Origin of the sequence: Brevibacterium sp. UCMA 11752, assembly GCF_021532235.1 — a bacterium.
Classification (GTDB): domain Bacteria; phylum Actinomycetota; class Actinomycetes; order Actinomycetales; family Brevibacteriaceae; genus Brevibacterium; species Brevibacterium antiquum.
Window position 1 is genome coordinate 3,740,959 of sequence record NZ_JACBOS010000003.1, and the last position, 18,504, is coordinate 3,759,462.

The following is an 18,504-nucleotide window of genomic DNA, read 5'->3' on the forward strand; positions in this document are numbered from 1 at the left end:
GATTGCGGCCACGACGGCGACCGGAATGAGCGCGGCGGTGACGATGAGGGCGATCATGATGCCCTCCTGTTCTGGAATCGCAGTTCCGGTGGGCACGGCACCCGCTGGGGATTCGCTTCGAGTTGCACACGGTTGGCTCCGATGCGTCGGTCGCGGATCCGCTTGGCTTCGGCGAGGATGTCGCCGGGCCGCGCTCGTGTTGCTCCTTCTGCGGCGTAGTGCTTGGAGATGGCTGCTCGCCAGTCGTCGGCGAGGATCGTCGGGTTATCCGCGACGGGGAACACCCATGCGTCGAGGTCGTCCTCGGTGAGTGTGCGGCCGTCGTGTGCGGCGATGAACCGTAGCAGGTCCATGGTCAGGCTCCGAGCTGTCTTTGCCATGGGTCGTCTCCTTCTTCTTCAGCTTTGACTCGTGACCAGAGTTCAAGGTTCTGGTCGTGGCGCATTTGGTCGAACGTGCGGGGTGAGTCCCGCTTCGCTGGTCGGTTGGTGGTTGGGGTGCCGAACTTGAGTGCGTTGTTGAGCCAGGTGTGGAAGCCGCGGGACCAATCGACGAAGGTTTTGCCGTTGGCGATGGCGTGGTTTCGGAATCGTTCGGCTTCGGCGTCAAGGTCGATGCCGAGCTCTCGAGCCTTCTCCCTGTGGGAGTCGTTCGGTACCCAGTCGTCTGGGATTCGGGACTTGCGAGCGGGTTTTGGTTTGGCGGGCGCGTCCCCCACACCGTTAGGTGTGGGTTGGGGACGGGCCGGGACGGTGGGACCGTGTGGGGACACGTCCGGGGCTCCCCCGTTTGTCCCTCGGGAGTCCCCATAATGTCCCTCGGGGACATGCCCCTGACCTGCGAATTTGCCCGTCGTGTCTCGGCGCTGCTTGCGCTTCTTCTCACGCTCATACACGCGCCGTTCCTCGACTTCGGCCTTCGTGGGCTGGTATTCGGGACTGGCGACGACGATCTACGGTGCCGATGGCCTCGATAACGCGTCTAAGCAGCTCGGGCATTCGGAGGTTGGAGTGACGGCGAGCACTACGTGCAGAAGCTCAACATTGGGCCGACTTGCGTGGTGGGCGTGCTCGATAAGTGGTTCCAAAGCGCATCGTAACCGCATTATTGGTCCGGTTTAGGGCATGAAAAAGTCCCCCACCATGACCGTTTGGCCTGGTGAGGGACTTAGAGCGTAGCGGGAGGGGGGCTCGATCCCCCGACCTCACGATTATGAGTCGTGCGCTCTAACCAGCTGAGCTACCCCGCCCCAGCACCGCATTTAAGCGGCACGAGAGCCCCGAAAGGGATTCGAACCCTTGACCTTCTCCTTACCATGGAGATGCTCTACCGACTGAGCTATCGGGGCAACAGGTAAGAATTTACACGGCTTCGCGCAGCGAGGGCAAATCGGCGTTCAGTGACGTCACTCACAGACTGCAGGAGTTCACTTCACCGGGTCGAATCGACCCGCCAGGAATCCCTGCAGACGGCCGGGCTGGTTGGTGATGATGCCATCGACCTCGGCATCGAGGAGCTCACGCCATTCGTCCATGGAATCAGCCGTCCACACGAATACGCCCAGGTCATTGTCACGGAACTCGGTGACAACGGATCTGCGCATGGAGAAGCCCTTGAAGGAGGGATTGATCGCGACGGCGCCCAGGGCCCGTGCCACCTCGATGTCTTCAGGGCGCGGGACCATGCGCAGAAGGAACCGTGAGACCATCGGCAGCATGTCTCTGCAGGCTGCCAGAGTCTCGGTGTTGAAGGACTGTACGACCATCCGGTCAGCGGTCCCGGTCGCAACGACGAGTTCGGAGATCTGAGCCACCGCACCGGAGGACCACTCCCCTTTGAGTTCGAGCAGGAGTTCACCGCCTCGGTGCTGGATATCTCGCATCACGGCTGCCAGTGTGGGAATCCGGACACCGGTGAATCCCGGACCCATCCAGGAGCCGGCGTCGACGAAGGAGAGTTCCTCCGCCGTCAGGTTCGCCACCGGCCCTTTCCGATTCGTGGTCCGATCCAGATCCGGATCATGGAGGATGACAGGGACCCCATCGGCGCTCGTCGAGGTGTCGACTTCGATGAAGTCCACGTCGAGGGCACGTGCCGCATCCACTGCGGCGAGGCTGTTCTCCGGGGCCACTGCGGAATAGCCGCGGTGCGCGATCACCAGTGGACGCTTCGAGGAACCAGGTCGCTCGGCGATGCCTCGTTCGTGCAGGAACTGCAGAAAACTCATACGCCCAGACTATGCCCTGCCCCGGCCCTCGCCTCAATCCGGGCACACTCCGTCTCCCCTCATCGCACGGTCACACTGGACCTGAATCGTCTTCATTATCTTGAATGCTGAGAAAGGCATAGGCACTATCCGAAAACAGGCAATAACGTACTCTCTGTGAGCTGCTTCATATCCTCGCCGTTGTGGATGTGACGACCGAGCCCACACGACACTCACCACCTTCGAAAGGATCGCTATGGAAGGCATCTATGCTGCCGCGATCGTGCTCGGCTTCATCGCCATCGGCGAATTGGTCTCGATCTGGTCCAAGGCCCGCGTCCCCAGCCTCCTCGTGGCGATGCTGGGGATCTTCATCTTCGCCAAGATCGGCATCGTCCCGGAGACCGTCATCGATGACTCGATGCTTGTCCAGGTCTACACGATTCTCGTCGCTCCGCTGCTCTTCCACATGGGCACGCTCATTCCGCTCCGAGTGATGCTCAAGCAATGGCGTTCGGTCGTCATCGCGCTCTCCGGGATGGTCGTCGCCGTCGGACTCGTCTTCCTCATCATCGCGCCCATCTTCGGGTTCGAGACCTCCGTGGCAGGCTCCGGCCCTCTGGCCGGCGGCATCGTCGCCACCAGCCTCACAACCGAGGGTCTGACAGCGTCCGGAGCCGCCTCGGCGATCATCGTACTTCCGGCTCTCGTGCTCATGCTGCAGTCGCTGCCGTCGATGCCGATGACGAATTTCCTGCTCCGCCGCTACGCCAAGAACCTGCGCGACAGCGGAGAGCTCCATGAACTCGCCGCCGCTCACACCGAGGACGAGGCAGAAGCCGCCACGAAGAAAAAGCTCGTGACGCTTCCGGCGTTCCTGGTCGACAACCAGCTGTTCATGCTCTTCCTCATCCTCGTCGGCGGTTCCATCGCGACTCTGTTGGCCGTCCCGACGCACATTCCGTCGTCGATCCTCGCGCTCATCCTCGGTATCGCCGCCACCGCGATCGGCCTGTCGCCCGACAAAGCGATGGAACGGTCGAACTCCTTCGGCGTCGCCATGTCCGGCGTGATCGCGATCGTCATGGCTCCCCTGGTCTCGGCCTCGGTTCAGGACGTCATCAACGCGTTCCTGCCCACCATCTCGATCCTCATCGTCGGCGGCATCGGCATCGTCGCCGGCGGCTACATCGCCACGAAGCTGCTGAGGTGGAAGGCCCCGCTGGGAATGTCGGTGGCACTGACGGCCATGTACGGCTTCCCCGCCGACTACCTGCTGACCAACGAGGTCGCTCGCTCCATCGCCCGTGACGAAGACGAGAAGGAAGCCCTTCTCAACGTCATGCTGCCACCGATGCTCGTCGGCGGCTTCACCTCGGTCAGCTCCGGCTCCGTCATCATCGCCAGCGTCCTCGTGGGAATGCTGTGAGCACCCTTCTGAGCGAGGCGAATGCCCTCCTGCCACAGCTGCAGGAATTCCGTCGTCGGCTCCATACCCACCCCGAGGTCGGGCTCGACCTGCCGCACACCCAGGTTGCGGTTCTCACCGCTTTGGAAGGGCTCGATCTGGAAGTGAGCACGGGCGTTGAGACCACCTCGGTGGTGGCAGTCCTGCGTGGAACCCACCCCGGGCGGCCCGCGCATGCTCCGGCTGTCCTCCTCCGCGGCGACATGGACGCGCTGCCCGTCGAAGAGCTCACCGACGAACCGTTCAGGTCAACGAATGGGAACATGCACGCCTGTGGCCATGATCTGCACACCGCGGGACTCGTGGGGGCTGTTCTGCTGCTCCATGCGCACCGGGAAGAGCTCGCAGGCGACGTCGTCTTCATGTTCCAGCCCGGCGAGGAGGGATACAACGGCGCCTCAGTGATGATCAACGAGGGTGTCCTCGACGCTGCGGGGCCCCGGGTGGTCGCCGCTTTCGGAGCCCATGTCCACATGGGCCCCAGAGGAGTCGTCTCGACGAAGCCCGGAACTCTGCAGGCCGGTTCCAATGTCCTCCACATCACCCTGCACGGACGCGGCGGCCACGGATCCCAGCCGCAGTCGGCGATCGACCCGGTCCCGGCCCTGGCCGAACTCGTGACCGCGCTGCAGAATATGGTCAGCCGACGCATCAGCACCTTCGACCCGATCGCCCTGTCCGTGACCCAGCTGACGGCGGGTGAGGCGATCAACGTCATCCCCGCCTCGGCGAGCCTCGGTGCCACGGTCCGCACCCTGTCCCAGGAGTCATTGGACACGGTGCGGGCGCAATCGAAGCAGTTGGCTCGAGGAATCGCGGAGGCCCACGGATGCACTGCCGAGGTGGACTTCCAGGTTCAGTATCCGGTGACCGTCAACGACGAAGCTGAGACCGCATGGACCATAGACCAGGTCCGCGGCCTGCTGGGCGAAGACCGGGTGGAGGTCTCACCGCACCCGATCATGCCCAGTGAGGACTTCTCGTTCGTCCTTCAGGAGGTTCCGGGCACCTACATGATGTTCGGCGCCAAACGCACGGATGTGCCCGAGGAACGGCAGGGCGACAACCACTCTCCGTTCGTCATCTTCGACGACACCGTGCTCGGCGATCAGGCGGCAATGCTGTCTCACCTGGCCCTCGAACGTCTGCGCGCGGAGATCTAACTCCGTTTCCTCTGCCACCACCGCCGAGGCTGTTCCCGCTCCTCGCCCTGACCTGCGGTCGGGGCCGGGGGCGGGTTTGTCGTCGGCGCAGCTTTCGCAGCTCGGCGCCGGCGCCAGGCCGCGACCTCATCCTCGACTTTCCGGGGCGGAGTGAACACGGGCGGCCCCTCGCGCAGATCCATGATGGCGTCACGGACACGATCGTTGAACCCGGCGAGATAGCTGCGCACGTCGGACTCCTTCGAAAAGGCATCGAGCGTGTCCTCGACGACGGCGTTCTCCTTGCGCAGCTGGAAGGCGGCGGGAGCTACGCCGCTCATGTCTTCCTGATCCATCTTCGCCTTGACCCACCAGTCGGGATCCTCCGAGTTGTGGAGACCGGACAGGGGCTTGCCCAGACCGGGCAGGTCGTCGAAATCGCCGCGTCTGATCGCCTTGTCCAGAGCGGATTCGACGATCGCGTTGCGATCCTCGAGCGAACCGATGCGGCGGGGAGGCTGTTCTTCGTTCATGACGACGATTCCATTCGGCTTTTCTTCCACAGTAGAGAAGCGCCGGGGGCCGCGCAATAGGGGTGGATGCGAAGAAGCCCCATGATCCGAAGATCACGGGGCTTCTCACTTCTGCGTGGCAGATGAAGGATTCGAACCTTCGAAGGCAATGCCGGCTGATTTACAGTCAGCTCCCTTTGGCCGCTCGGGCAATCTGCCGCAGTGTGTGCTCGATGAGCACTTGAAAATACTACAAGCACCCACCCCGAATCACCAACTCGATAGACGCAGGTCACAATTATGCGTCTCGACTACACTCGGTGACCAGATACTCGTCCATCTTCTCACCACACAAGGAGCATTCATGGCCAGCGAATCCTCATTCGACGTCGTCAGCAAGGTCGACCGGCAGGAGGCCGACAACGCGTTGAACCAGGCTGCCAAGGAGATCAACTCACGCTATGATTTCCGCGGCACCGACGCTTCGATCGCCTGGACCGGAGAAGCGATCCAGATGAAGGCCGTCAGCGAGGATCGCGTCAAGGCGATCCTCGACGTCTTCCAGTCGAAGCTGGTCAAGCGCGGCATCTCGCTGAAGTCCCTCGAAGACGGCGAACCTTATCCTTCGGGTAAGGAATACCGTATCGATGCCAGCCTCAAAGAGGGCATCGACAAGGACAATGCGAAGAAGATCTCGAAGTACATCCGAGACGAGGGCCCCAAGGGCGTCAAGGCACAGATCCAGGGCGAGGAGCTGCGGGTGAGCTCGAAGAAGCGCGACGACCTGCAGGAAGTCATCGCCCTACTCAAGGGCAAGGATCTCGACCTCGACCTGCAGTTCGTCAACTACCGCTGAGCCGCAACGATCGGTTCGCAGCACTCCCCTCACCCACATCCCCGCTTGCACCCGCCACCGGCCGTCGCTTCGGTCGGCATATCTCAATGAGACTCCGTCTGACAGTTCAAGACTTTGTCCGACGGTTCGAGGCGTTGTCTGACGGTTCGAGACGTTGCCTGACGGTTCGAGACGTTAACTGATCTGGTCATGACGGCAGGTGTCGGCGATAGTCGCCTGCCCCACCGCCTCCCCGAGGCCGACGGCAGGATGGCTGCATGTCCAGCACATTCCCCACAGCCACCGTTATCGGCTATCCGCACATCGGCCCGAATCGCGAGCAGGCGAAGGCCCTCGAGGACTATTGGGCAGGCCGCATCGATGCCGAGGCCTTCTCACAGTCCATGCGCTCCCTGCGGCTGAACACCTACAGTCGCCTGCGAGAGCTTGGCTTGGACGAGGACTATTCGATCCCTGCCTCCTACAGCCACTGCGACCATGTCCTCGACACTGCCCTGAGCATCGGACTCATCGAGTCGGAGCCCACCGGTACCGACTTCGACCTCGATGAATACTTCTCCGTGGCACGTGCCACTGGGCAGCGAACGCCTTTGGGCATCGACAGGTGGTTGGATGCCGACTACCGCCATCTGGTGCCGGAACTTAGGTATCCCACCCGGTTCAGGGCCCGCCCGCAGCACCTTCTCTCGCTGGTGTCGGAGGCACGAGCCGCCGGTCACACCATCCGACCTGTCCTCGTCGGCCCCGTGACCATGCTGGCACTGGCGAAGACCAGCCCCGATACAAGCACCTCGACGTTCGACCAGCTCGACGAACTCACTGTCGCCTACCTCGACGTCATCAGCATTCTCGCTGCGGCCGGAGTCGACTGGGTTCAGTTGGACGAACCTGCTCTCGTGACCGACTTCGACGAACACTCCGATTCCGAGCTCGCCGAGGCGGCCTCCCGTGCTTACACCGCACTGAGCGGGTCGAACACGCGACCACAGATCTTCGTCACCGCCCCCCGCGGAAGACTGCGAGCAGGGTTGTCCGCGCTGGCGCACTCTGGCATCGAGGCCCTCGGGGTCGATGTCTCCGCCGCCACCCGCGCGTCCGACCCGGGCTGCATTGCCCGCATTGCCGCGGAGACTCCAGCCTCGGTCCACCTCGTCGCCGGTGTCATCGACGGCCGCGATGCTATGGCCGACAACCTGTCCACCAGCTTGTCGGTTTTGCAGGACTGCGATCGCGAATCGCTCAGCGTCTCCACCTCGACGTCGGTGCTGGATACTCCTCACACGGTGTCGGCCGAGACCGATCTGAACGTACAGGAGGCTTCCTGGCCCTCTTTCGCGGAGGAGAAGGTGACCGCGGTGAAGACCCTCGCAATCGCGTTCGCCGACCGGCCCGATGACACAAGGTTGAGCTCACCTCGAGTATGTCGACCACATGGCCCTCTGGGAGAAATCGGAGATCCGCAGCAGCTCGTTGCGTCTGACACCGTGCTTCGCCTGGACAGCCAGACCATGCCAGATCGCCTGCACAAAGCCGGCGACGACATCGCCGTCGGTTCCGCCCAGGATCTCGCCCTCGTCGATCGCCCGGGTGAGGCGAGTTCGGAGAAGTCGTTCATTCGTCGTCAACATAGTGGATATGTCTCCGCGCGCCTTGCGCGTCGCCGGTACCTCTGACATGACTGCACTGGTGATGAGACAACCTGGGTGCGAATCCGGAGGTTGAGTGAACTCGATGACCGAGGATCTCAGCAGCTCATCGACGACGGTCCGGATGGACTGCGCGGCTACTGCCTTTTCGTACAGAGCGGTGTACCGCCGGGCGTAGACGCGAACGGTCTCGTCGAACAATCCGGACTTGCTGCCGAATGCCGCGTACAGGCTCGACGTCGAGATACCGATCACCGAGCTCAGGTGCCGAGTCGACGTTCCGCTGTAGCCGAGGCGCCAGAACAATCGGGCGGCGTCGAGCACGGCCCGAGATCGATCGAACTCGAGCGGCCGACCGCGGTTATTCGCTTCCACTCTCGCATTGTAGAGCGTCTGCTCCACAAATGTTTATAGAGCAGACGCTCCAGAAGTGAGCTGAGGCCGAATCTGGACTCAGGCCAGTTCCCTTGGGATGTAGTACAGGCCCTTTGAATCCTCTTCGACGGTGACTCGCAGGCGGTCGTCGACGCTGACGAAGTCGTTGACCTTGATCGTGCCCTTGGAGTCGCTGAGTTTGCGGACGGCGAAGGCGGGGATGAGACCTTGGCGACCATCGCCGTCGACCGCCAACGCGTACTTCGGGCCCGTGGCCCTGACCTTCACCTCGATCGTGTCGTCGGTGGCTGAGGGCACACCGGTGTCGAGGTCGGGGTTCGTCAGGGCAGAGAGTTCGACCGCGAGAGTATCGGCCATATCATCGACAGTTGCGAGCATGTTCGCCATCGCCCGTGCGAACTCACCGTGCAGCTCACTGGGCTTCATCGCCGCGCCGGGTTTGTACATATCCTCGTGAGTCAGCTCGCCCCAGGCGTCTTGGAGCCTGGTCTTGACTTGGATCTCTGCGAAGACCGGATCACCCTGGTCGGAGGGAATCTGCAGGGTCACGTGGCAGGCCCGGTACCCGCTGGGCTTGGGTGGGTCAACGTAGTTCTTCTGCTCGATGAGAACGAAGGCGCCCAGCTGCTCCGGATCTCTGAGCGAGTCGAACATCATCTTCTGGTCGCGCGGTGATTTGCACAGCACCTTGACTCCGACGATGTCTCGGATGTGATCCTCAACGTCATGTGGAGAGGAAATCCGCAGCTCCGGGTCGTCGGCGGTCTTTTCGACGAGCTTGGCGATGGTGCGAGCCGGATCCTTGATGCGATGCCCGTCGACGTCAAGGCGGGAGATGTCCTTGTCCTTCAGGAGACCCTTCTGCTGCTGTTTGAGCCAGTGTTTGATTCGCACGGCGGCAGATTCCCAGGCGTCGCGCCGTTGCGCATAGGCCTGCGAGACCACTTCCCTCATCGCCGAATCCGCGCTCACCGTACCTCCTCTGTCACAGGGTCCTCACTGCTCCCATCAAACCACGAGCGCGCCACCGATACGGTGACGCGCTCGCATATTTCTGGATTGAGTTGTCGAACTCAGTGCCTTGTCTGACTCAGTGGCTTGTCGAAGTCAGTGGCCCGATGCGGGCTGGCTGGCAGCTTCCGCCTGCAGGTGGCTGCGGGCCTCGGAGAGCATTCCCTCGCGAGTTGCGATCTTCACTCGCTCACGACCTTCGGCTTCGCCGAGCGCCTTCTCTGCTGTCTCCACGCGGTGGTAGCCTTCCCAATCCACGTAGTCGACGCCCTTGGACTCAAGCAGTTCGACGATCGCAGAGTCATCCGGATACACGGGCTCCGTCAGGACACCCGCGGCACGATCGTCGAGGATATGACTGATCGTCTCCAGGGCATCACCCTTCGTGTGACCGATCAGGCCGACAGGACCACGCTTGATCCAACCAGTCGCATACACGCCCTGCACCACGTCTGCATCGGCAGAGACCTTCTGGTCATCTGCGTCGACGACCCGACCCTCATGGTTCGGGATGACTCCCCGGCCGGAGTCGAAGGGCAGCTGCGGAAGTGCTGTGCCGGCATAGCCGACGGCGCGGTACACGGCGTCGATCTCCCAATCATGGAAGGTGCCGGTGCCGTTGACTCCACCGGACCCGTCGAGTTCCATCCGCTCCGTGCGCAGCCCCGTGACCTTGTCCTCGCCGAGGATGGCGACCGGGGAATGGAGGAAGTGCAGGTGCAGTCGGCGCTTGGCCCCCACCGGCTCACGCATAGTGAAGTCGGTCAGTGTCTTCGCAACCTGCTTGGTCTGATTGTTCGACTCGATCGCGGCCAGAGAGCCTTCGTCGAACTCATAGTCCTCGGGGTAGACGATGATGTCGACGTCCTTGACATGCCCCAGCTCACGCAGCTCCAAGGGGGTGAACTTCGCCTGCGCAGGACCACGCCGACCGAACACGTGCACGTCGGTGACCCGCGAGGACTTCAAACCCTCGTAGACATGATCAGGGATCTCGGTCGTGTGCATATCGTCAGGCTGCTTCGCCAGCACACGTGCCACATCCAAAGCGACGTTGCCGTTGCCGATGACCGCAACCTTCTCCGCATCCAACGGCCACGTCTGGGCAACATCCGGATGCGAGTCATACCAGTTGACGAAGTCAGCAGCACCGTAGGAGCCAGGCAGATCCACTCCGGGCAGGTTCAACGAGGCATCGATGAAACAGCCGGTGGAGAAGATCACCGCGTCATAGCGATCCGTCAGCTCGCCCAAAGCGATGTCCGCACCGTACTCGACGTTCGAGAACAGGCGGATGTCACCGCGATCGAGGACCTTAATGAGGGCATTGATGATGCCCTTGATGCGTGGGTGATCGGGAGCCACTCCGTACCGGACCAGTCCGAACGGTGTCGGCAAGCGCTCGAAGAGGTCAATGCTGACCTCGAAGTCACGCTCGGCTTTGGTCAGAAGGTCGGCCGCATAGATGCCGGCAGGGCCGGCACCCACAATAGCCACACGGAAGGGACGCGTCATTCTCACACCTCTCTAGTAAGTCATCTCCCATCATATCGGCAAAGAAGGCCCTCCTAACAAACACGTGACGAAGCTCGCATCCCCACCTTCGGCTTCATCTCAGGCATCAGTCGGAATCGCCAGCTTCCTGTGCGTTGCCTAGACTCGGCCTGTGAACGCCTCTGCACTCGAAGAATCTGCCTTCCGACGCGTCGGACTGGGATATGGAACCACTGCCTACATCATCTGGGGTCTCATTCCCCTGCTCTTCGCCGCTGCGGCTCCGACGGGCGCGCTCGAGATCGTCGCCCATCGGATCATCTGGTCGCTGATCTTCTGCGCCATCCTCCTCTTCTTCGCCAAGGGCTTTGTCCGCACCTGGCTGGTGATGCGCTCGGGGAAGGTCTTCTGGCTGCTTGCTCTGGCATCCGTGCTCATCGCAGTGAACTGGACAACCTACGTCTACGGCATCGAAACCGGCCGCCTCGTCGAAATCTCGCTTGGCTATTACCTCAACCCACTCATCTCGATCGGGCTGGGCGTCATCCTCCTCAAGGAGAAGCTGCGCCCGCTGCAGTGGGCCGCGGTGGGCTTCGGAGCGGCAGCAGTGATCGTGGTCGGCATCGGGATCGGCCGCTTTCCCTATCTTGCGCTCACGGTGGCGCTGTCCTTCGGCCTCTACGGCCTGGTGAAGAACAAGGTCGGCGGGAAGGTCGGTGCGCTCGAAGGCATGACCGTCGAAACCGCCGTACTCACCATTCCCAGCCTCGCCTTCCTCGCCTACCTCGCTGTGCAGGGCAATGGGACTTTCATCGGATTCGGGCCTTGGCACGTTATCCTGCTCCTGGCCACAGGACCGCTGACGGCGATCCCGCTCATCCTCTTCGGCGCAGCCGCCCGGAGAATTCCACTGTCCTGGGTGGGAATGCTGCAGTACATTGCACCGACGATGCAGTTCGTCCTCGGCGTCGCAATCTTCGGTGAGGCTATGTCGACGACAAGATGGATCGGGTTCCTCATCATCTGGATCGCCGTGATCCTGCTGTGCACGGACATGGTCCGGCAGAACCGACGACGACCGCATTTGGACTGAGTCCCGATCACTGGTGGTCCCACGTCACAGGCAGTCCGGCGCCACCAGTGGTCCGACAGGCTGCTGCGACTCACTAGACTCTGTGTGTGATCGCAGATTCAGCCCCCGATGAGAACGCCTTCCGCCGTGCAGGGCTGATCAACGGACTCTCCGCCTACCTTCTGTGGGGGCTCATCCCCCTGCTCTTCGCAGCTGCAGCCCCGACCGGGGCCCTGGAGCTCGTCTCGCATCGGGTCGTCTGGTCGCTGCTCTTCTGCGCAATCCTGCTGACGTTCACCGGCGGCTTCAGACGCACCTGGGTTGTGGTGCGTTCAGGTCGGACCTTCTGGCTGCTCACGCTGGCCTCGGTGCTCATCGCGATCAACTGGACGACGTTCATCTATGGAGTCGAGACGGGCCGCCTCGTCGAGGTGTCACTTGGCTACTACCTCAATCCGCTCATCTCGATCGGCCTGGGCGTGATCTTCCTCGGCGAGAAGCTGCGTCCGCTGCAATGGACTGCTGTGGGCTTCGGCCTCATCGCCGTCCTCATCGTCGGCATCGGCCTCGGTCGGATGCCCTACCTCTCCTTCACCGTTGCCATCTCATTCGGTCTCTACGGACTCGTGAAGAACAAGGTCGGCAATCGGGTCGGAGCCCTCGAAGGCATGACGATCGAGAGTGCCGTGCTGTCCGTGCCCAGTCTGATCTTCCTCATCGTCCTCGGCGCACAGGGCCTCTCCACGTTCACCGGGTTCGGTGCCAGCCACGTCATCATCATCCTCATCACCGGCCCGGCCACGGCGATTCCACTCATCCTCTTCAGCGCTGCGGCGAGAAGAATTCCGCTGTCGTGGGTCGGGATGCTGCAGTACATCACCCCGACGATGCAGTTCATCACCGGCGTCTTCATCCTCGGTGAGATGATGTCGACGACCCGTTGGATCGGATTCTTCGTCATCTGGATCGCCGTCGTCCTGCTGAGTATCGACATGATCCGCCACAGCCGCCGCAGACTCTAGCCGCGCCGGCGCCAGCCAGCAGGCCAGCCTCAGCCCACGAGCATGAGCACGACCCCGGAGAGCACCCCTCCAAGGGCGACAGCACAACCCATTGCGGTGGTGGTGCGCCAGCCGAGGGACTTTCCGACCATCACCATCGACGGGATGCTCAGTGCCGGAAGTGCGATCAGCAGGGCTCCGGTGACGCCCGCTCCCACCCCTGCTGCGAGCAGCGCAATGATGATGGGAATCTCGCCCCCGGTCGGGATCACCAGGAGTGTGCCCACAACAGCAGCGATGAGCACTGCGAGGGCACCGACCTGAGCCTCGAGCCCGTACACCCCCGACAGCCATGGACTGATGAGTCCGATGACGAAGACCAGGGCGAGGTGCTCGGGCACGAGGATGAGCGTGAATTTCGACAGCGATCGCAGGTAACGCTGGGAAAGAGACGACATCCTCGGCGGCTCCGGACTCTGCTCGGGAACCACCTCGGCGCGCCCCTTGATCCACCGGCCGATGAGCGCGCTGGCACCGACAGCGATGAGGATTCCGAACACAAGTCGGGTGAAAGCGTACTGCCAGGGCAGGACGAGCGCGAGGAAGATCAGAACTGCAGGGTTGAGGAGCGGATTGCCCACCCAGTAGGCCAAGGCGGCGCTTCGCATCACGCCCGAACTCCGCAGGCCTGCAGCCACCGGGGCCGCGCAGCAGGTGCACATCATCGACGGCAGCGACATCGCCGCGCCGACGAGTGACTGGCTGGTGTGGGTCCGACGATTCATCACCTGCAGCAGCCAATCTCGCGGCACCAGCGCATCGATGGCCGCAGCCACCACCAGAGCCACGAGCAGTGCCTTCCACACCGCGATGAAGTACACCAGTGTGAAGTCCCAGGCTCCGGCCAAGGAGAACGTGTCCCCCGCGGCTTCGAAGAGCGGACTGCCGTCCCAGACGGAAGTCTGGCTCATCGTCCAGGCCTTGTCCCAATAGGGCATCCACTTCGACCAGCTCAGGCCGATGATGAGGAAGACCACGAGCACGCCGAGTCCGACCCAGTCGACCGTGGTCAGTCGCCGTCGACGTCCTGCCTCAGCAGTCGCTTTGATCGTCAAGGATCAGATCCTCACGCTGTGCGTGAGACCACCGAATCGGCGAACGCGAACAGGGACTCCTTGACCAGTCCTTCGGGGACCGGAGCCAGCGCTGCCTTCGCGTCCTCGGCCCAGCGAGTCGCCTCGTCGCGTGCACGGGCCGTCACCGGGTGAGCGGCCAGAGCCGCACGGGCGGACTCGAGCGCTTCGTCGGAGGTCAGATCCGCGTCGAGGAGGTCGACAACCTCGGCGGCGGCTTTGTCACCGTCGGCCGCAGCGGCCCGGACATAGAGCACCGGCAAGGTCGGAACGCGTTCGCGCAAATCAGTGCCGGGGGTCTTGCCTGACACCGAGGAGGCCGCCGTCAGATCGATGATGTCATCGGCGAGCTGGAAGGCGATGCCGACACGTTCGCCGAATACCCGCACGGGCTCGGCCAGCGCCTGATCCGCGCGTGAGAACATGACCCCGAACTGCGCCGAGGTGGCGATGAGAGATCCTGTCTTGTCCGCGAGCACCTGGATGTAGTGATCGATCGCGTCCGCGTCCTCGGGCGGGCCTGCGAATTCGTTGAGCTGGCCCAGGACGAGCCGTTCGAAGGTCTCGGATTGAACCGTGACGGCATCGGGGCCGAGCTTCGCCGTCACTCCTGAAGCCTTCGAGAACAGGAGATCGCCGGTGAGGATGGCAACGGAATTGCCCCACACCTCGTGTGCGGCCGGAGCACCTCGGCGAACCGGGGCATCGTCCATCACATCATCGTGATACAGGGAGGCTAAGTGGATGAGTTCCACGGCGACGGCAGCGTCGATGATCTCCTCTCGATCGGCCTCACCGAGGCGGGCCGTGAGCAGCAGAAGATTGGGCCGGGCACGCTTGCCACCAGCTGCGAGGAGATGTTTGGACGTGGTGTCCGGCAGCTTCCGCGTCTGCGCGGTCACTTCGTAGAGCCTGCGCTCGACGGCTTCCAACTGAGTGGAGATATCCGCCGCGAGCTGGGCATCGGCACCGATAAAAGTCGCCGGAGAGGCTAGGTGGCTCATGTCCTCGTCATTCATCGTAGTCAGTGTTGTAGTCGCTGGTGAGCTCAGGCATTGCTGGTCGCCGGCACGATTCGGGTGAGAGCTGCAATCACCCGGTCGATGAGATCGGCCTCAGAGACCTTCGGGTCGCGGTAGAGGTTCGCCAGCAATTTCACGACGAACTCCATCACAACCTCAACACCCATACCGTACTTGATTCCGAACTGCATGAGTGCAGGGTGGCCGATAATGGCGGAGAAAACGCGCCCCAGGGTGAAGTAGCCGCCCAGGGACTCACCCACCAGCGCGGGGTATTCCTGCAGCTTCTCCCGCATCACGCGCTGCGGGTAGCGGGAATAGGTGGAGATCACCTCGGCGGCCAGTCGAGCGGACTCAAGGGCATAGTCGATGCCCTCCCCGTTGAAGGGATTGACCATCCCACCCGAATCGCCGACGAGCAGGAGCCCCTTGTGGAAGTGCGGGGTGCGGTTGAAGGCCATCGGCAGCGCCGCGGATTTGATCGGGCCCAACGAGGTGGACTCGTCGATTCCCCATTCGTGTCCCATATCCGCAATCCACTGCCCCATCATCGCTCGGAAGTCCACGGAACCGAACTGAGGTGAGGAGTCCAGCAGGCCGGCACCGATGTTGATCGTGCCGTCGCCCAGCGGGAAGAGCCATCCGTACCCGGGCAGAACCTCGGATTCGCCCGCCGAATTGCTCGAACGCATCTCGACCCAGCTCTCGATGTAGTCATCGGCATGCCTCGGCGAGGAATGGTAGGCGCGCACGGCCACACCCATCGGGCGATCATCGCGCTTCTCCAACCCCATCGCCACGGCCAGGCGTGAAGACACACCGTCGGCGGCGATGACGATCGGGGCACTGAAATGAGCCTCAGGTCCGATCCGACGGCCACGATGGTCGGTTCCGGAGGCGTGGATGCCTTTGATCCAGCCATCCTCGCCGACGTCCGGGGACATGGCCTTGACCTGCTCGAACAGCCTGGCACCGCTGCGCTGAGCGTGGCGGGCGAAGGCCTCGTCCATACCCATCCGCGGCTTTGTGAGCCCATAGTTCGGAGTGCCACCGATGTCGGGCCAATCGAGCTCCAAGCGGTGCCCGCCGCCGATGAGGCGCAGTCCTCTGTTCTTGTGCCACCCCTCGGATTCGGGGGTCTCCATCCCCAGGAACCCGACTTCCTTGACCGCACGCGGGGTCAGCGCATCGCCGCAGATCTTATCCCGAGGGAACCCGGACTTCTCCAGGATGATGACCTCATGGCCGGCCTGCGCCAGGTAGGTGCCGATGGCCGATCCGGCAGGGCCGGCCCCGACGACGATTACCTCGGCCTCGAAGTTATTCATGGTCAGCGTTCGGCGCCCGGCTTGAGCGCGTGGTGGACGGCGACGATTCCGCCCGTGAGGTTGCGGTGCTTGACCTGGTCGAAGCCGGCGCCGAGGATCTGGTGGGCGAATTCGTCCTGGTCAGGCCAGGCACGGATCGATTCGGCCAGGTAGACGTAGGCCTCGGGGTTCGAGGACACGGCTTTGGCCACGGCGGGCAGTGCCCGCATCAGGTATTCCTTGTAGACGAGGCTGAAGGGGTCGAACGTCGGTGTCGAGAACTCGCAGATGATGAGTCGGCCACCGGGTTTGAGCACGCGCAGCATCTCTGCCAACGCGATGTCGACGTCGTTGACGTTGCGGATGCCGAAGGAGATGGTGACGACGTCGAAGCTGGCGTCGGAGAACGGCAGATCCATCGCATCGGCGTAGATGAAGTCGATCTTCGGGTGGCGACGACGCCCCTCGGTGAGCATGCCCTGTGAGATGTCACCGGCGACCACCTCGGCGCCGTGATGGGTGAACGTCATCGACGACGTCCCCGTACCAGCAGCGAGATCGAGGACGCGTTCGCCGGGTCCGGCAGCCACGGAGTGCGCAACCGTCCGGCGCCAGGTGCGCGCCAGACCGAAGGTGAGCACGTCGTTGGTGAGGTCGTAACGGGAGGCGACGTCATCGAACATCGATGCGACATCGTCGGGCTGCTTGTCCAGCTGAGCACGGTTCATGCCACTATTCTCTCAACACCTGATGCCGGGGGCGAATTCGCGGACTCGTTTCCAAGCTCTTCACGGTGTGGAACTGGCCACAGTCATCATCGTCGTGTCGAAATCCTCGACTAGAGTGGGCCTGAAATGACTACGACCTTCGATACCTCTGACATCCGCACAGCGCCCCCGCGCCTGCACGTGCGATCTCGCTTCGTCGACGACGTCGAACCAGGGCCCGGATTCCCCTTCGAATCCGGACTGCCCACGACCGTCGAGCAGACGCTGGAGCTTTTGCCCACCTCGGCGTTCTCCTGCTGGGTCCGCGACACCTCGGGCCTCATCGGCTTCGGTCGCACGCTGCGCATCCGTGCCCGCGGCCGCGATCGCTTCACCGAGCTCTCCGACGCATGGAAGGCCATCACGGGCGCCGCGACCATCGAGGACGAGGTCGATCTGCTCGGCTCCGGGCTGATGTGCTTCGCCACCGTCGCCTACTCGGGCGAATCAGAGGTCGATTCCCTTATCCACGTCCCCGAATTCGTGCTCGGACGCCGAGGCGGTCGCGTGTGGATGACGTCGATCATCGCCGAGGGCACCACCCCAACCCCGCCCGTGCTGAAGTCCGAACCGCTGCGCCGCGTCACCTCGGCGACGGCCTCCCCCGGTGACCTCGACAGCGATTCCTGGGCGGATCTGGTCGCGAAGGTCTCGCATATGCTCACGCCCGTCGGAGACTCCGCCGAGGTGGACGCCTTCGCCGACGATTCCACGCTGCGCAAGATCGTGCTGGCCCGTGACGAGCTTGTCACCACCGACGATGACATCGATGTTCGGTCCGTGCTCGGTGCACTCAACCGCAGCTACCCCAGCTGCTGGACCTTCGATGTCGCCGGCCTGATCGGTTCCACGCCGGAGCTGCTCATCGGCGTCGAGAACAACCGGGTGACCTCGCGTGTGCTCGCGGGCACGTATCGGGTGGAGAACGACCCGACGGCCGAGATGCCCGCTGCCAGGAAGCTGTTGAGCGCGCACAAGGACAGCACCGAACATGCCTTCGCGATCGCCTCGCTCCAACGCAGCCTCGGACTCGTCGCTGATGATGTCACCGTCGACGAGCGGCCGCACCTGCTGCCCCTGGCCAACGTCATCCACTCGGCATCTGATGCTTCGGCCCACCTGCCGGGGGACTCGTGCCTCAATGCCCTCGACATCGCGGCCGCTGTGCATCCGACCGCGGCCGTCGGCGGATACCCGCAGGCCAGCGCGGTTGCCCACGTGGACGAGTTGGAGCCGCTGGATCGTGGCCGGTATTCGGGCCCCGTGGGCTGGATGGACGACCGCGGCAACGGTCAGTTCGGAATCGCCCTGCGCTGCGGACAGCTCGAGGACCGCAATCGGATCCGCCTGTTCGCCGGCGCCGGCATCATGCCCGATTCGGATCCCCTCGCCGAGGTGGCCGAGACCGAAGCCAAATTCGCTCCGATGCGCCGTGCGCTGGGGTTGGAATAGGACTTGGGCGCGATGCCCC

General features: G+C 63.1%; 17 protein-coding genes, 3 tRNA genes and 1 pseudogene. 7 read left to right on the forward strand and 14 right to left on the reverse strand.

Annotated elements, in window-relative coordinates:
- Positions 1-53 precede the first annotated feature (53 nt).
- The 5 genes from HU144_RS16860 to HU144_RS16880 form a co-directional block, all read right to left on the reverse strand.
- Positions 54-380: a hypothetical protein gene (locus HU144_RS16860; protein ID WP_235352279.1), complete on the reverse strand. Its 327-nt coding sequence runs from the start codon at positions 378-380 to the stop codon at positions 54-56.
- Positions 356-895 (reverse strand): hypothetical protein, encoded by a 540-nt coding sequence (locus HU144_RS16865; protein WP_235352280.1) that lies wholly within the window; start codon positions 893-895, stop codon positions 356-358. Before HU144_RS16865 ends, HU144_RS16860 begins: the two co-directional genes overlap by 25 nt.
- Before the next feature lie 280 nt (positions 896-1,175).
- Positions 1,176-1,249, reverse strand: a tRNA-Met gene (locus HU144_RS16870).
- A gap of 26 nt (positions 1,250-1,275) precedes the next feature.
- A tRNA-Thr gene (locus tag HU144_RS16875) sits at positions 1,276-1,348 on the reverse strand.
- A 78-nt stretch (positions 1,349-1,426) separates the two neighbouring features.
- On the reverse strand, positions 1,427-2,227 hold the full coding sequence (locus HU144_RS16880) for a glycerophosphodiester phosphodiesterase (RefSeq protein ID WP_235352281.1): 801 nt from the start codon (positions 2,225-2,227) through the stop codon (positions 1,427-1,429).
- Positions 2,228-2,462: 235 nt separating this feature from the next.
- On the opposite strand from HU144_RS16880, the gene HU144_RS16885 reads away from it, so the two are divergent.
- Positions 2,463-3,635 (forward strand): hypothetical protein, encoded by a 1,173-nt coding sequence (locus HU144_RS16885; RefSeq protein WP_235352282.1) that lies wholly within the window; start codon positions 2,463-2,465, stop codon positions 3,633-3,635.
- Complete coding sequence (locus HU144_RS16890) at positions 3,632-4,837, forward strand: M20 metallopeptidase family protein (protein WP_235352283.1); 1,206 nt, start codon at positions 3,632-3,634, stop codon at positions 4,835-4,837. The genes HU144_RS16885 and HU144_RS16890 overlap by 4 nt, the downstream gene beginning before the upstream one ends.
- Here the strand turns inward: HU144_RS16890 and HU144_RS16895 are convergent.
- Positions 4,834-5,349, reverse strand: coding sequence for a J-domain-containing protein (locus tag HU144_RS16895; RefSeq protein ID WP_235352284.1), 516 nt, complete (start codon positions 5,347-5,349; stop codon positions 4,834-4,836). The two genes, HU144_RS16890 and HU144_RS16895, sit on opposite strands and share 4 nt — an antisense overlap.
- Positions 5,350-5,465: 116 nt before the next feature.
- Positions 5,466-5,547, reverse strand: a tRNA-Tyr gene (locus HU144_RS16900).
- Positions 5,548-5,692: 145 nt separating this feature from the next.
- Between HU144_RS16900 and HU144_RS16905 the strand changes: the two genes are divergently transcribed.
- A complete protein-coding gene (locus tag HU144_RS16905) occupies positions 5,693-6,184 on the forward strand; it encodes a YajQ family cyclic di-GMP-binding protein (RefSeq protein WP_186293020.1) in 492 nt (163 codons plus the stop codon).
- Positions 6,185-6,441: 257 nt separating this feature from the next.
- Complete coding sequence (locus tag HU144_RS16910) at positions 6,442-7,857, forward strand: hypothetical protein (protein WP_235352285.1); 1,416 nt, start codon at positions 6,442-6,444, stop codon at positions 7,855-7,857.
- Between the two features lie 174 nt (positions 7,858-8,031).
- On the opposite strand, the pseudogene HU144_RS19500 reads toward HU144_RS16910, so the two are convergent.
- The 3 genes and pseudogenes from HU144_RS19500 to HU144_RS16925 form a co-directional block, all read right to left on the reverse strand.
- Positions 8,032-8,232, reverse strand: a pseudogene (locus HU144_RS19500) (TetR/AcrR family transcriptional regulator); the annotation flags it as partial.
- Between the two features lie 51 nt (positions 8,233-8,283).
- Positions 8,284-9,198 (reverse strand): GTP pyrophosphokinase, encoded by a 915-nt coding sequence (locus tag HU144_RS16920; protein WP_235352286.1) that lies wholly within the window; start codon positions 9,196-9,198, stop codon positions 8,284-8,286.
- Between the two features lie 135 nt (positions 9,199-9,333).
- On the reverse strand, positions 9,334-10,752 hold the full coding sequence (locus HU144_RS16925) for an FAD-dependent oxidoreductase (RefSeq protein ID WP_235352287.1): 1,419 nt from the start codon (positions 10,750-10,752) through the stop codon (positions 9,334-9,336).
- Positions 10,753-10,903: 151 nt separating this feature from the next.
- Between HU144_RS16925 and rarD (HU144_RS16930) the strand changes: the two genes are divergently transcribed.
- Entirely contained in the window at positions 10,904-11,824 is a 921-nt protein-coding gene (gene rarD, locus HU144_RS16930; RefSeq protein ID WP_235352288.1) for an EamA family transporter RarD, read from the forward strand.
- Positions 11,825-11,910: 86 nt separating this feature from the next.
- Positions 11,911-12,825 (forward strand): EamA family transporter RarD, encoded by a 915-nt coding sequence (gene rarD, locus HU144_RS16935; RefSeq protein WP_235352289.1) that lies wholly within the window; start codon positions 11,911-11,913, stop codon positions 12,823-12,825.
- 29 nt (positions 12,826-12,854) lie between these two features.
- On the opposite strand, the gene HU144_RS16940 is transcribed toward rarD (HU144_RS16935), so the two are convergent.
- Genes HU144_RS16940 through HU144_RS16955 form a run of 4 tightly spaced genes read right to left on the reverse strand, consistent with a single transcriptional unit; the run spans position 12,855 to position 16,994 of the window.
- Positions 12,855-13,919: a permease gene (locus HU144_RS16940; RefSeq protein WP_235352290.1), complete on the reverse strand. Its 1,065-nt coding sequence runs from the start codon at positions 13,917-13,919 to the stop codon at positions 12,855-12,857.
- A gap of 11 nt (positions 13,920-13,930) precedes the next feature.
- Positions 13,931-14,956, reverse strand: a complete 1,026-nt coding sequence (locus HU144_RS16945) for a polyprenyl synthetase family protein (protein ID WP_235352291.1) — start codon at positions 14,954-14,956, stop codon at positions 13,931-13,933.
- 29 nt (positions 14,957-14,985) lie between these two features.
- Positions 14,986-16,287 carry a geranylgeranyl reductase family protein gene (locus HU144_RS16950; RefSeq protein WP_235352292.1) on the reverse strand — a complete coding sequence of 434 codons (1,302 nt, stop codon included), beginning with the start codon at positions 16,285-16,287 and terminating at the stop codon, positions 14,986-14,988.
- Between the two features lie 2 nt (positions 16,288-16,289).
- Positions 16,290-16,994, reverse strand: a complete 705-nt coding sequence (locus HU144_RS16955) for a demethylmenaquinone methyltransferase (protein ID WP_235352293.1) — start codon at positions 16,992-16,994, stop codon at positions 16,290-16,292.
- Between the two features lie 126 nt (positions 16,995-17,120).
- Between HU144_RS16955 and HU144_RS16960 the strand changes: the two genes are divergently transcribed.
- Complete coding sequence (locus HU144_RS16960; RefSeq protein ID WP_235352294.1) at positions 17,121-18,485, forward strand: isochorismate synthase; 1,365 nt, start codon at positions 17,121-17,123, stop codon at positions 18,483-18,485.
- Positions 18,486-18,504: the final 19 nt, after the last annotated feature.